The sequence below is a fragment of the Pontibaca salina genome (assembly GCF_016307205.1).
GTDB classification, from domain to species: Bacteria; Pseudomonadota; Alphaproteobacteria; order Rhodobacterales; family Rhodobacteraceae; genus Pontibaca; species Pontibaca salina.
Genome location: NZ_JAEIJD010000007.1, coordinates 63,260 through 77,982, shown reverse-complemented (window position 1 = coordinate 77,982; position 14,723 = coordinate 63,260). Strand labels below are relative to the sequence as shown.

General features: G+C 60.9%; 5 protein-coding genes. All 5 read right to left on the bottom strand.

From position 1 onward, the window contains the following. Positions 1 to 5: 5 nt before the first annotated feature. Positions 6 to 701, bottom strand: coding sequence for a 4'-phosphopantetheinyl transferase family protein (locus tag JAO82_RS09930; protein ID WP_232897332.1), 696 nt, complete (start codon positions 699 to 701; stop codon positions 6 to 8). Beyond that, the gene (locus JAO82_RS09925; RefSeq protein WP_198686224.1) at positions 698 to 5,251 is read right to left on the bottom strand and encodes a MupA/Atu3671 family FMN-dependent luciferase-like monooxygenase; all 4,554 of its coding nucleotides are present in this window, start codon (positions 5,249 to 5,251) and stop codon (positions 698 to 700) included. The genes JAO82_RS09930 and JAO82_RS09925 overlap by 4 nt, the downstream gene beginning before the upstream one ends. Continuing rightward, positions 5,248 to 6,258, bottom strand: a complete 1,011-nt coding sequence (locus JAO82_RS09920; RefSeq protein ID WP_198686223.1) for a glycosyltransferase family 2 protein — start codon at positions 6,256 to 6,258, stop codon at positions 5,248 to 5,250. The genes JAO82_RS09925 and JAO82_RS09920 overlap by 4 nt, the downstream gene beginning before the upstream one ends. A 6-nt stretch (positions 6,259 to 6,264) precedes the next feature. Next, entirely contained in the window at positions 6,265 to 12,762 is a 6,498-nt protein-coding gene (locus tag JAO82_RS09915; protein ID WP_198686222.1) for a type I polyketide synthase, read from the bottom strand. Between the two features lie 247 nt (positions 12,763 to 13,009). After that, positions 13,010 to 14,458: a hypothetical protein gene (locus JAO82_RS09910; RefSeq protein WP_198686221.1), complete on the bottom strand. Its 1,449-nt coding sequence runs from the start codon at positions 14,456 to 14,458 to the stop codon at positions 13,010 to 13,012. Between the last annotated feature and the right edge of the window lie 265 nt (positions 14,459 to 14,723).

Genomic DNA, 14,723 nt, shown 5'->3' with positions numbered 1-14,723 from the left:
TCACCTTATCCGCATGTCAGAAACATGCCGGTCACGATCAGCCCATTGCCAATTCCAAAGCGCCCCATAAGCGCTGTATTGCGGGCAAAGGGGGCAATAGACGCCGTAAACCGTGCTTCGAAATGGCCGATTTTCTGATCCAGCGAAATCTCAAACCCGTCAAATCCGAACAGTCGGCGCGTCACGGTGTACTGACATTTATAGGCGGTTTCCTTGGCGGAAAAAATCACCTTGGCCCAATGTCGGGCCTGCAGCGTTGATTGCTCAGACAGCCATGCGCGTTCGAACGGCGTGCAAATTTCGGCAATCAGATCGTCGCTCAGCGGTGTATCTTCCTCAACATCCAGCCCCAGCGCCCGCGCATCGGTGCGCAGCGCGATGGCGGCAAGGCAGCAGCTCTGGCAATGGCTGATGCTGCCGGTGACCCCTTGGGGCCAGAGCGGAGCCCGGTCGGAAGACATCGGAATCGGGGAATTCGCCAAGCCGCGTTGCGCCATGGCCCGGCGAGCGGCATCGCGCCCGGCGGCAAATTCGCGTTGCCGGGCAGGCACGGCCCGCGCGATTGCCAGCCGCTCTGCAGGATAGAGCGTCGAAGGATCGCCGCCCGGATCACTGGATGCCAATGCCACATTGTTTGGAAACAACCCGCGGGCCAAGGCCAACCCCGCCATGTGGTGGGGGCGCGAGAGGGTGGCAGTCATCCGGTCCTCCGTTGGCGCTCGGCGCGCATGGCGCGGCGTTTTGACATGGTTTCGGCACGGGCTGGAGCGTCGGTTTGCGGTTCCGTTGGGGCGCCGTTCTGTCCGCTCACATGTGCTGCCAGCGCATCCAGCGTGGGGAAACGGAATATGTCGGTGATCGACAGGGTTGGCATTTCCAGCGCGGTGCGGATTTCGCGGTGGGCCTGCACCGCCAGCAGCGAATGGCCCCCAATCTGAAAGAAGTTGTCTTCGGCACGAATATCTTCCAGCCCCAGAATTCGCGACCAGATCGCAGCAATCTGTGCCTTCGGACCGCTGCCGGTGATTGGCGGTGTGATTGCTGGCGCGCGCTGTGGCACCGGATCGGGTAGGGCGTTGCGGTCGATCTTCTTATTGGGAGTCAGCGGCAACGCGTCCAGCCGCGTAATATGTGCCGGAATCATCACCTCGGGAAGGTGAAGCGACAGATGGGTGCGTAACTCGGCCTCGGACAAGTCGCTGTTGGCGGTGTAATAGGCCAGCAATCGTGGGTCTCCGGGCACGATTTCGCGGGCGATCACGACCGCCGCATCGACACGGGAGAAATCGCTGAGCGTGGCCTCGATTTCGCCCAGTTCGATCCGTTGACCGCGGATCTTGACCTGATGATCGGTGCGGCCAAGGTAATCTAGGCTGCCATCGCTGCGCCAGCGAACGAGATCCCCCGTGCGGTAAATTCTCGCCTGTGGATCCAGTGGGTCGCTGGTGAAAACTTCGTCCGTCAGGTCGGGCCGCTGCCAGTATCCGCGCACGACACCCGCGCCGCCGATGAACAGTTCGCCCGGCGCGCCGACCGCACTTGGCTGACCTGTCTCGTCCAGCACGCGCACGGTGGTGTTGGCAATCGGCCTGCCAATCGGCTGTGTACCGGCACTTACATCAGCGACGGCCTGAACGGTGGACCAGACGGTGGTTTCGGTCGGTCCGTACATATTCAAGATCTGCGCCTTGGTGCAGCGTTTCAGATCGCTCACCAATTCACCCGGCAAACCTTCGCCACCTATCAGCATCTGGCGCAGATGCGCCAGAGCCATGCGGGATTCGTCATTTTGGGCAATCATCCGGGCCAGCGAGGGGGTGCATTGCAGATGGGTCACGTCGTGGCGCAGGATCTGGGCTGTCAGCGAGAAATCATCCGCTTCCAGTTCAACCGGCGCATTGGTGCGTTGCAGAACTTCGGCCAGCGGCTTTAGCCCCTCCATCACGATTTCCGGCGCGATGCCATAGTCAATCAGGCAGGCGATTTCATCGACGCCGATACGCTTGAGTTGCTCGGTTCTTGCCAGTGCGTCTTCTACGGTGCCAAACAGGCCGGACTCGTCAAAATAGCGATCGAAAGCGAAATCGAGAATTGCCTCAAGCTCATCCTCGGCCAGCGTGCCCAGATCCATTTCGAACGGATTGGTTACACCCTCAGGTCTTTTGAAAGCCGGAAAGGCCCAGGCATATTGCTTGATCAAGGCGGCTGCGCTGCGCAAATAATCCTTCATCGGCGCGCGCGCGATTTCGCGGGAATTTTCGCGCGTCTCGGCAAGGAATGTGTGCAACATCAGCGTCACAGTGAAATCCGCCGGATCGTGGCCCGCCTTGCGCAGGGCGGCGTGATAGACCTCGATCTTGCCCGCGACCTCGTCAACCGTCTGGCCCAGCAGGTGGGTCAATACATTCGCGCCAATCTCGCCCGCTTCGCGCCAGGTGTCGGGGTTGCCTGCTGTGGTCACCCAGAGCGGCAATTCGGGCGAGACCGGACGCGGCTGGGTGATGACCGCATGCGGTGTGCCGTCGGCCTTGGGAAACTCGACCGCGTCGCCGCGCCAAAGCGCCCGCAGTTTTTCGATGGCCTCATACATCGCTGGCTTGTTCGCGGGCGGTGTGTTTTCTGGGCGCAGCACGAAATCATCCGGCTGCCAGCCACTGGCGATGGCCAGCCCAGCGCGTCCATTGGTTAGATTGTCGATCACCGCCCATTCCTCGGCGATGCGGGCCGGGTGGTGCAGGGGCGCGACGCAACTGCCCGCGCGCACCGAAAGGTTCTTGGTGAGTGCCGCCACCGCCGCGCCGGTGACCGACGGGTTGGGATAGGGGCCACCAAAGGCGTGAAAATGGCGTTCAGGGGTCCAGACCGCGTTAAAGCCGTTTTCATCGGCGAATTTCGCGCCTTCCAGCAACAGTTCGTATTTCTTTGGCCCGGCACCGTCGTCATTGCCCCAATAGAACAGGTTGAAATCAATGCGGCGCTCAGACACCGGACGGGATGCGCCCGCCACGGCTGCACGATTATCATCCCCAAGCAGGACCACCTTGAACCCGCGGGCCAGCGTCCAGAACAGTTCAAGAACCGAAATATCGAAGGACAGGCTGGTGACCGCCAGCCAGACGCTGCCCGTATCGTGGTCGATGCAACCATCCATACCGCTAAAGAAGTTCGAGACATTGCGATGTTCAATCATCACCCCCTTGGGGGTTCCGGTCGAGCCGGAGGTATAGATCACATAGGCCAGATCGCGGGCGGTCGCGCCGCCATCGACATTTTCGGCCTGCTGCGCGTTGGCATCGATTTCGACAACGCGGGCGCTGCTGTTGGGCAGGGTGGCACAAAGCGTGCCATCGGTCAGGATGACATTGGCCCCGCTATCAGAGATGTAATGGGCGATCCGGTCGGCAGGATAGGCAGGGTCAAGCGGCACATAGGCACCGCCCGCCTTCAACACGGCCATCGCTCCGATCACCAGATCAACCCCGCGCGGCAGGCAGATGCCCACATATTGGCCGGGGCGCGTTCCCGCTGCGACCAATTGTTCCGCCACCGCATTGGCGCGCGCGTTCAGCTGCGCATAGGTCAGGCTGCGATCCTCATGGATCAGCGCAACCGCGTCGGGCGTGCGCGCGACCTGCTGTTCAAAAGCGCCGTGCATGGTTTGTTCGGTGTCATAGGGCGTTGCGGTGCGGTTCCATGTCTCCAGCACCAGCTGGCGCTCAGTATCGGCCATGACCGGCAGGTTAGCGATAGGGGCTTGTGGCGCCTTTGCCAACATCTCAAGGCGACCGGTCAACAGCGCGATCGCGGTATCGTCGAGCCTTGTACGATCATGGATCAGCGTGGCACCGTCATCATCCAGCGCGATCGTCAGCGCGCTGCCGGGAACCGGCGCGCTCATGCCCAGAGAGATACCGATCTGCGGCATGGCGGGCACCGTAATCTGCGGATCGCGGGCGATCAGATCAGCGGCGAAACCGCCTTGCTGCTCAAGCTTGTCCAGCGCCTGCTGTATTCTGGTTGCGGTCTGATCGAGCGTTTCGTCGCCACTAAAATGCAAGGGCACCCAAGGAGCGATAATGCCAGAGTGGTCCAATGCCTCTTGCGCCAACCGGGAATCGCGCAGGGCGATGTCGCCTGCCTCAGCGCCTGACGAGCGCAGGGCCAGGGCACCGATCAGTGCGAGCGCCCGCGCGCCTTTCGCGCCGATCGTCAGGTTTTGACTGGCCCATTCTGGCTCTGCGTCGGCCCGCCGGGCAAGCGGCACTTCGATGGGCTGGATTTGCGCCAAAGCGGCGCGCCAGAACGGTTCAACTCCCAAGATGCGCTGTGTCAATCTATCAAGCGCAGCGGATTGGCCGGCCTCGGGGCCGGCCAGAAAGGCGCCGACCTGTATCAAATCGGCTGCGCGCAGGGGCTGGCCATCGGTATCTGTCAGCTTGCCAAGGCGCAGCGCGCCCACGGCGCAGGCAACGCTCAGCGTATCGTCTTCTATCGCCAGAACCGTTCCGGGGGCGGCGCCAACTGTTTCGACCACATCGACAGTGCCAACCAACACAACGCGGGCATCCAGCATGATCTTGGCGCAGGTCAAAGGATTCCAGTAGCCGCCAAAATCAAGACCGCGCACCAGCGCGGCGTTGGCTTCTGCGCTTTGGGTGAAGTCCAGCATCCCGGCACCGGCCGGGCGGGCATCCCTCGCGAAATAGCTGCGCTCGGTCAGATCTTGGGGCTGTCGCTGCAGTTGTCGCCGTTCCAATTGGGCCACCACATCGGCGAAACTCTCCAGTGCTTCGGCATAGCATTTCGAGTTCAGCGAGAACGCGGTCTCATCCGGGGCAATGTCAAACAGCCGCTGGGCCAAAATATCGCCCTCGTCGAGGCCGCCTTCGATCATATGCCAGGTGACGCCATGGTCAGGCTGGCGGTTGATCAGCGCCCAAGCGGGTGTGTTCAGGCCAGCATAGCGCGGCAAAGGACCATCGTGAAAGTTGATGGCGCCATGTTTCGGCAGTGCCAAAATGGTTTCCGGGATCAGCCGCAGATTGGCCATGGAAAGCAACCAGTCAAAGGCTGTGATTTCCAGATCGTTCATGTCGGAAAGGGTCGTTATGCCCTTTTTCGTGGCCCAGCCGAGAACCACCGCATCGCGTGAGATCACGGCCCGCACTGTATGACCCCGCTCTAGCAACATGTCACCGCAACCGATGACCAGCGACTCATCGCCAATCAGAACACAGGAAAATGCAGTCATTGTTTGTCCTCCAGAATACGAGGGGCCAGCGACCCGACAGAAGGGGTGCGGCGAATAAGATTCTTTGTGCCATGCGCAATCAAATCCCGCATGAAGCGAGGCGGCTCGCCCAATGGCGCGCGCGACAGCAACCGGCGCAGCCGCCAAATTGTGCCGCCGGCGATATGGGCCAGCGTGGCAGCGGCCCAATAGACGTGCCCGTGGGACTTGGTAAAATAATGCTGGCGCGAGTCGAACCAGTAGGGCGGCGTGCGTCGCCAGGTTTTCATTCCGGTCGAGACCGATCCGATATGGACCACCTGACTGTCGGGAACATACCAGCATTCCCAGCCCGCGCGCGCGGCGCGGTGACATAGCTCGGTCTCTTCAAAATACAGAAAGAAAGTTTCATCAAACAAGTCGATCTGCTCAAGCATGCTCATGCGTATCATCAGGCTGGCACCGGCCACCCAGTCGACCTGCGTGGGCTCGTCGAAACAGGGCAACGCAACGATGTGTCGCGCCAGCAGCCGTGAAAATATACCGGTGCGCACCGCACCTTCAAATTCGCTGGCGATCGAGGGAAAGCGGAAGGCGGTCTGGTGGTCAACGCCATCATCGCCCCGTATCCCGCTGCCCGCCAGCCCGGCTTTTGGGGTGGCATGCATGAAGTCCAATAGACAACTGATGGCTCCTTGTTCGGGCCATGCGTCGGAGTTCAGCAAATAAACGAAATCCGGGCGCGTTCCATCGGCAAGCCCGGCCTGAATCCCGACATTGTTACCGGCACCAAAGCCGCCATTACGCCCGGCGTCGATCAGACGCACACGATCGTTCCTGCTCCAGCCCTTGCGCGCGATTACCTTGGAGATCTGGTCGAATGACCCGTCTCGCGAGTCATTGTCGACGATCACGATTTCAGCGCGCAGCTGATCGCTGTCGGCCAGAGCGGCACCCGCCGCTTTCAGCGTCAGTTCCGGCGTACGGTAGTTCAGGATCACGACAAGCAGGGTCGGATTTTCAGTCATTTATTGTCACTCCGCAGCCTCGGTGCGCGGCCAATGCGCGGAAAGCCGATCTGCGGGATGGGCGGCCTCAGCGGCGGCAATGCAGGCGCGCAGCCGTTCGGCCAGAACAGCCGCGTTGGGGGCAAGCACCATGCTGTCATGATCGCCGGTTACCTCGAACACTTCGATATTTGGCGCGTGTCGGGACCAGTCGTTGTCGTGAAAGACATATTCGCGTTCGGCGCTGACCCATTGGCCGCCCGATACGCTCCAGTGCCGGTCCAGCCGTGGTCGGAACAGGACCAGCGGCCCGTTCCAGTGCTTCAGTTCGTAATCTTCGATCGCTGTGCGGAACGCGGTTTCGATCTGCAGATCATTGAACGCGATATCGGATGCCACAGCCTCGGCACGCGCATTGGCCCGGCGCCGGCGCTCGAACTCCCAAGCGATCCGATTACCCGCCCATTCGGTGAGGTAGCCAAACCCTTTCTGGCGAAACTCGGCCATTTTGATAAAGGCTTTATCCAAGCGAGACAGTAGTGGCCGACGCGGCAGCGGCGTGTCGATAAAGGCCAGCAGCGACACGGTTTCCCCCGCATCGCGCAATTGCTGCGCCATTTCAAAAGCAGTGATCCCGCCCCCCGAATATCCGCCCAGCATATAAGGGCCGTGCGGCTGTACGCTGCGCAATTCCGCGATGTAATCGCGCGCCGCCGCGACCAGCGAGGTATGTGGTTCTTCACTGCCGATCAGCCCGCGCGCCTGCAGCCCATAAACCGGACGGTTCCTGCCCAGCAACAGCGCCAGTTGACGCAGGTTCAGCACGTTCCCGAACATGCCCGCGACGATAAAAAACGGCGTCCGCTCCGGCGCACCCTTGTGCAGCGCGACCAGATGGCGATGGCGCGGCAGTTCGGGGCTAACTGATATATCGCCCGGCTGTTCCGGAGCATCGACCTCGCCGCGCTCTTGCGTGATCAGTGCCGCCAATTTGTCCACGCTCGGTGCCTCAAACAGCACCGAGATCGGGAACTGCACATCATACAGACGGTTGATCTGCGCGAACAGGCGTACGGCGATAAGCGAATGTCCGCCAAGGTCAAAAAAGCTGTCTTCGACGCCCACCTGCCCGATCCCCAGAAGCGACTCAAACTGGCCCGCCAGCGTTTTTTCAAGTTCGTTGCGCGGGGCGACATAAGAGGTGTCAAGATCGGGCCGCTCGAAACTCTGCCCTGTGTCGCCCGGTGCCTCTGCCGAGCGGTCAGCCTGCGCGATCAGTGCATGCAGATCGAGAGGTGAGATGACGACCTGCGATTGCCCCAGCGCCAGCGCCCGATGCAGGGCCAGCGCGCCTTCGTTGGCGCGGATGCCTTGTGCGATGGCATCATGCAGGCGCTCTTCCTCGGGGGAAAGGGGGGCGGCCGTGACCGGTGCCAGGCCCAGATCGGCTTGTGTGGCGTCGGCTTTTTCAGGGTCGCTTAAGTCCAGACCTTCGGTCATGCGGGTCATCTGAAACCCCGCGATCTCGACGCAGACCTGTCCTTCTGGGTCGCACAGGGTCACATCAAACGACACGAAATCGCTCGACGGCGGCGCGCTTTGGTCAAGCCGAACCCAACTGTAGACCTGCACTGGCAAGGGCGCAAACAGGCTGACGGTGCGGTATGAGACCGGAACCCACAGATATTGCTGCTGGTAGGTTGGAATCAGCCCCATGGCCCAACCGGTTGCCAGATCCATCAGGCCGGGATGCAAGGTGATGTCCTGATCCTGCTGTGCAATCTCTGGCAGATCAAGCCGCGCCAGACCTTCACCGCTGCCAAGGGCTGTTTCGCTTAACACATGCCAGCGCGGGCCAAAATTGAGATGTCGTTCCTGAGGCGATTTGAGGCGGTTGTCGGGCGTTCCTGATACAGGTTCGGCGCAGCGTTCAGCGAGTTTCGCGAGATCAATGGGGGCCGGACGGGCGGCGTTCAACGGCGCGATATGGGCCTGCGCATGCAGGTGATATTCCTTGCTGCCTTTGGCGCGGCTGTACAATTCCATCGCGTCGCCGTCATCTTCGGAGACAAGGCGTAGGATCACCTCGCGGGTGCTGTCATCGGCCACATGCAACGGGCGCAGAAAATAAAGATCGTCGATGCGGAAGGCCGACATGCCGTGCACCTGCATCGCCTCGGCGGCCAGCTCCAGATAACCGGTACCCGGCAGCAATGCCGCGCCCCGTGCCGTGCGATGCTCGTCCAGCAGCCAGCGATCTTTGGTGCGGTAATCGGCAAAGAATAGGCGATTGCCATCCCGATCAAAACCGGATTCATCCAGAAGCGGCAGGTTGGCGGGCGCGCGTTCCAGCGGCACATCCTGTCCCAGACGCGCGGCCATCGCCTCGGCGGCCATGCCGATATCGGACCAGACCCCCCAATCCACGGCAACAACCCGGGTGGCACCACCTTGGCGCGCCCTGGCAAAAGCATTCAGGTATTCATTCGCCGCAACATAGTCGATCTGACCTGCTGGCCGCGTCACCGTACTGGACGAAGAACACAGGACCATCAGATCCAGCGATCCATCGGGAAACAGCGTATCAAGCACCCGCAACCCGGTGATCTTGGGGGCGAATACCTGTTCGATATCCGGGGTGGTTCGGCCCAGGATCGGACCGTCGTCAATGGTGCCGGCGGCGTGGATCACACCGTTGATCGGGCCAAAGCCCTGTTCTGCCTCGTTCACCGCCGCGCGCATGGCGTCGGGATTGGTGATATCTGCCGCCAGCGCCATGACACGGCCTTTGTCGAGATCTTCAAGCGACCTGATCGCCCGGATTGCCCGCGCGACCCGATTGGTCGGACCGTGGCGATCTAGATAGGCATCCCAGTCGTCGCGCGCGGGCAGGGCGGTGCGGGAGGTCAATACGATATTGGCCGCATACCGCTCCATCAGATCTGCGGCGATGCTCTGAGCGATGCCGCCAAAGCCACCGGTCAGCAGATAGGTGCCGCCCTGCCGGAACCCGTTGTCATCGGTCTCGGGCAGGGGCGCGGGGCGGTAATGCCGCTCCATCCGCCGCCCATCCCGCAGCGCGGCGACGGCGTTGGCGGGGCTGGCGAGCAGTTCCTCAAGCAGACGATTGGCAAGGCCGTCCTCGATCGTCTCGACCTCATCCTCTCCGCGCAGTCGGGCCATGAAGCTTCGCGGCGTCGCGCGGTGCGGCAGGTCGATATCGAGCGTGGAACAGGTCATGCCCGGAAATTCGCGCGGGATCACGCCCACCGGGCCCGAGATGGTCGCCTTTTCCGGCCACAACAGCGGCTCTTCCGCGACCTGTGCTGCGCCATTCGTGAAGACCGTTAGATGCGGCTGGGCCGGCAAGTCAGCGCCTGAAAGCGCCTGCGCCAGCCAGGTCAGGCTGTAAAATCCCTGCTCCATGTTGCGATCGAAAAAGCTGCTGCCGGGGCGAAAGCTTTCGTCGCGGGTCAGCAGCCAGAAATGCGCGATCCGCGTCGGCAGGTGTCCGGCCTGTTCCAGATCAGCGATCAGCGCGTCATAGCCGGTTCGCCCTTGTTCTGGCGCCAGTATATATTGCCCCTCGCCAAGCCGCGCATAGGTATCGCCGGCGCGCACCTGCGTGACCGAATGGCCGGCCTGTTGCAACTGTTCGACAAGGCCGGCGGCGATGCCGCTCTCGTCGGCAAAAACCAGCCAGTCTTGCACGGGGGTCTCGGCAAGATCGCGGTGCACGTCAATGTCGCAATCGGCGCTGCGCGGGCGCCATGCCGGCCGCCAGCCCCAGTTCGCGATATCGTCATCGCGCGCCAAGATCGGCTCGGCAAGCAGCTCTGTCGCTTGCCCCGGTTCGATGAAATACCGGCTGCGCTGGAACTGATAGGTCGGCAGGGGCAGGCGGTTGCGACGTGCCTCGCCCCAGATATGGGTCCAGTCGGCATTGACGCCGCAAGCCCAAAGCCGCCCGACCACGCCGAGGAAATAGGCGTCATCGGCCACATCCTGAGCCGGATGGCGCAAGGATGATATGACCTGGGCGGGTTTGACGGCCTCGGCCATCTGCGCCAGCGCACTCAGCGCCTTGCCGGGGCCGACTTCAAGAAACACCCGCGGCGCGCCCTTGGCCAACGACGCGATACAATCGGCAAACAGCACCGGATTGCGCAATTGTCCGACCCAGTAATCGGGGTCGGTCGCCTGTGCGTCGCTGAGCGGCTGGCCGCTGCGGTTCGAGATGACGGGAAGGGTCGGTGGATGCAGGGTCAAACCGCGCAGGAACTCGCGAAAATCCTCCAAGATCGGGTCGAGCATCCGCGAATGGGCGGCAATATCGATTTGCACCCGCTGGAATTCGATTTCCTGCGCAGACAGCTTTTCCGCCAAACGGTCCAACGCCGCCTGCGGCCCCGATACGGTGGTCAATTCTGGTGCGTTGGCGGCCGCGATGTCGAGATCGTCGCCAAGCAGAGCGGCGGCTTTTTCCATCGGCAACGACAGGCTGAGCATCCCCCCCGCCGGCACCGTATCAAACAGCCGGCCCCGCAGCAGGACAAGATCGATGCAATCCTCGAAACTCATGACCCCGGCCAGACAGGCGGCGGTGTTCTCGCCCATTGAATGCCCGACCAGCGCAGCGGGGCGAACGCCCCATGACAGCCACAATTGCGCCAGCGCATATTCGACGATCATGATCAGCGGCAATTGCACCGAGGGACGCTGCAATGCCCGCGAAGCATCGTCACGCGCACCCGCTTCGGGCAGCCACAGCGCGCGCAGGTCGTAATCCAATTGCGGTTGCAAGTGATCCAGCCCGCGATCCATCCATTCGGCAAAGACCGGTTCGGTTTCGTAGAGGTCGCGCGCCATGTCGGGGTACTGCGCGCCGCCGCCGGGGAACATGAACACCGTTTCCGGGGCGGCCCCCAAGAGGTCATGGGTGAACACCCGGCGGCTGTCGCCGCTCTCCAGCATAGCGGCGGCCTCGGTCGGGGTTTCCGCGACCACGACCCGGCGCTTTTCAAAGCCGCGCCGCCCCTTTTTCAGGGTAAAGGCGACATCGGCCAGATCAAGGTCGGGGTTAGCGCGCAGATGCGCGGCCAGCGCGCTGGTATTCGCATCCAGTGCGGCGCGGCTGTGCCCGGAAATGCACAGCACGTGAAATGGCCAGTCAGCCTCGTCCGAGGGGGCGCGGGCAGGGGCCTCTTCCAGCACGACATAGGCATTGGTTCCGCCAACGCCCAACGCGTTGATACCGGCACGCCGCGGCCTTTTCTGCGTTGTCCAGTCGGTCAGGCGATCATTCACCTGAAACGGGCTGGTCTCGAAATCAATTGCCGGATTGGGCTTTTCATAACCAAGCGAGGGCGGGATCTGGCGGTGATGCAGCGCCAGCGTCGTTTTGATCAGTCCGGCCACCCCGGCGGCGGTGTCCAGATGGCCGATATTGGTCTTGACCGACCCGATCCGGCAATAGCCGATATCAGCGGTGGTTTTGCGAAATGCCTCGCTCAGCGCGCTGACCTCGATCGGGTCGCCCAAATAGGTGCCGGTGCCGTGACATTCGACGTAATCGATGGTGTCGGCAGTCACATCGGCATCGGACAGCGCAGTTTCAATCGCCGCCGCCTGCCCGTCGACCGAGGGTGCCAGATACCCGGCCTTGGCCGCGCCGTCGTTGTTGACCGCGCTGCCCTTGATGATGGCCCAGATATGGTCGCCATCGGCCAGTGCATCTGCAAGCCGCCGCAGCGCCACCACCCCGGACCCACTGCCAAACACTGTGCCCTGCGCCCGGTGGTCGAAGGCATGGCAATGCCCATCCGGCGACAGAACTTCGTTCTCCTTGTAAAGATATCCGCGCCCTTGCGGCAATTCGATGGTCACGCCGCCTGCCAATGCCATGTCGCAATCGCGCGCCCGCAGCGCGCGGACCGCGTAATGTACCGCCACCAGCGAGGTCGAGCAGGCCGTCTGCAGGTTCAGGCTGGGCCCTTTGAGATCGAACACATGGCTGGCCCGCGTTGCCATGAAATCCTTGTCATTGCCGGTATGACGCAGGAGGAACATGCCCACGTCATCGACCAAGTGCCGGTTCGAACAGATATTGAAATAGAAATAGCTGCCCATGCCGCAACCGGCAAAAACGCCGACATTGCCATTAACGGTTTCCGGCGGGTGGCCGGCGGATTCCATCGCCTCCCATGCGGTTTCAAGGAATTTACGGTGCTGGGGGTCGAGGATCGCGGCCTCTTTCGGGCTGAAGCCGAAAAACTCGGCGTCGAACATATCAAATCCGTCCAGCGGTGCAGCCGATGGAACGTAATCGCGATGGCGGATCCGGTCAGCGCGTTCCCCTGCATCAAGCAACGCCTGTTCATCCAAAACCTGGATCGACTCGACCCCATTGCGCAGATTATTCCAAAAAGCCGCGGTCGAATGCGCTCCGGGCACGCAGATCGACTGTCCGACGATGGCGATGTCATCATCCCGGAGCGGAGGGCTTACCTCAACTATTTTTGTCATATCCGACAAACAATTCCAATATACTCATTCAAAATACTGCCCTCATGCCAAGGCACACGTTACGGTGGCGGCGCACAAGAATCTCTTTTTCAGATTCTATAAAGTGATTGCGTCAATAGTTTGAAGACGAGCTTGGAATCGTGAGTCATAAAATACGCAACCATGCCCCACGCGATAACAATACGCGGATTCGTGGTCTATCTTCACAATACCAATAACTGTTCAAAAGTCCATGCCTACTGCGCTATCAGAGGATGGTGCGACGTCTCTTTTGCGGACGGCGGCCGCGGTTTCCGGCCGGTTCTCTCGACGCCAGACTCTGCTGCGAACTCTCCGCTTTTTGTGGGGACATCTGCTCGGCGTGCCCAAGAACTGCGCCACCGCAAAGCCATGTGAACGGCACCAATGTGTCGTTGACCAGCAAATCCACCATCGTGGCCGCTACGATTAACCCAACCGCCGAAGCATAAGGAGACATCGCACCGTCAGGCAGGGTGCGCCTGCGCCAGCCCAGCAAAATCAACGGCAGCGCGAAGAGCGAGGTTTCGGCCACATAGCCGACCCAGCCATTGGTGCCAAACAGGATGATCCATCTGCTGTCAGTGACGGTAATCGATTCGCCCGTAGCCCTGTCGCGGACAAGATTGCGCCCCCAGCTGCCCCAGCCAAACCCTGGCTTTTCCTGTGCCCGCGCAATCAACATTTCTTCATTGTCGAAGCGAAACTCAAGGGATCGGGCGCGATCCGCACTGATGGCAGCGGCCTGCGACACGATCGCGTCGAGCGGCAACAGACTGGCATTGCGCAGCATCGGATAGGAAGACGCTACTATCGCGAGTATAATAGCCACGCGAAGCTGCGTCTTGGCGCTGGTCAGCAGCGCAATCGGGGTCAGCAGCAATCCATAGATTATTGCGGCGTAACTCTTGCACAGCACGAGTATCACCGCCAGATAAGCGGTTAGCGCCCGAAATACGCCCCGCGCGTTTCTTGAGTCCCGCGATAGCGCAGCAGCTGCCAAAACCGTCGAGAAAAAGAACAGCGCAACCCACAGGCCGTGGGGCATAAATACAATCGGACGAAACCCGCCGGCACGCATCATCTGGTCAAAGCTGTGCTGGAAGAATCCGTAAACCCAGACGTTGATTTGCGGGCTGAACCGGATCTCGATCAAAGCCGGGATCGAATAAACGACTCCGGCAATCGCCAGCGCAATCAGCAGTTCACGCAGCGCCTTGGCGTTTGCCAAGTATTGCCGTGCCAGAAGATAAGGCAACAAAACGACGATCCGCGCAGCGACCGTCAAAATCATGTCTTTCACACCCAAACCGGGTATCGGCGGCACCGGTTGTCCGAACGCGCCGCCGGAAAAAAACAATGGATCCCCGTTGAACATGGCGGTCGGGACCACACTAAGAACGAAAACAACCATCGCTAACCGTATCAGCGTGGAGCGTGGCCACAAATTGACTTCTTCCTTCAGTACAAACACGCAAATAAACCAAGGGGCGATGCTAGCAATTGCGAATTTGTCCAGTGTCAGAAGTGGCACATCGAATACGGCGATCGGGGGTAGAAACATATAGCCGCCAAGAATGCTCCAGATGATTGCCCGTTCCCGCGGCATGCGGCGGAACATCACCAAACAGATCAGTGGCCAGAGGGCCAGGATCAGATAAGCAAGAGAATTAGGCATTTGTTTTCAGGCGTTGCCTTGGGCAAAGGGTCGGAAATGAACTGCTTTCGACCGGACCGCGAATCGGACCAGATAGTGATTTCTATAGCAAGCCACAGACTCCGCGTCGCGTAACTTCTGGTCGGCTTGCCCCGGACGAACCGCCAATTTTACCTAAACTGTCGCGAAATTTTCTGGTAAAACGTTTTGAAATAATACCCTATACCGGAATAAATCGATATTGAATTGCAGGTTGTCGTCCGGCTGTCTGAGGTTGAGGTTCAGT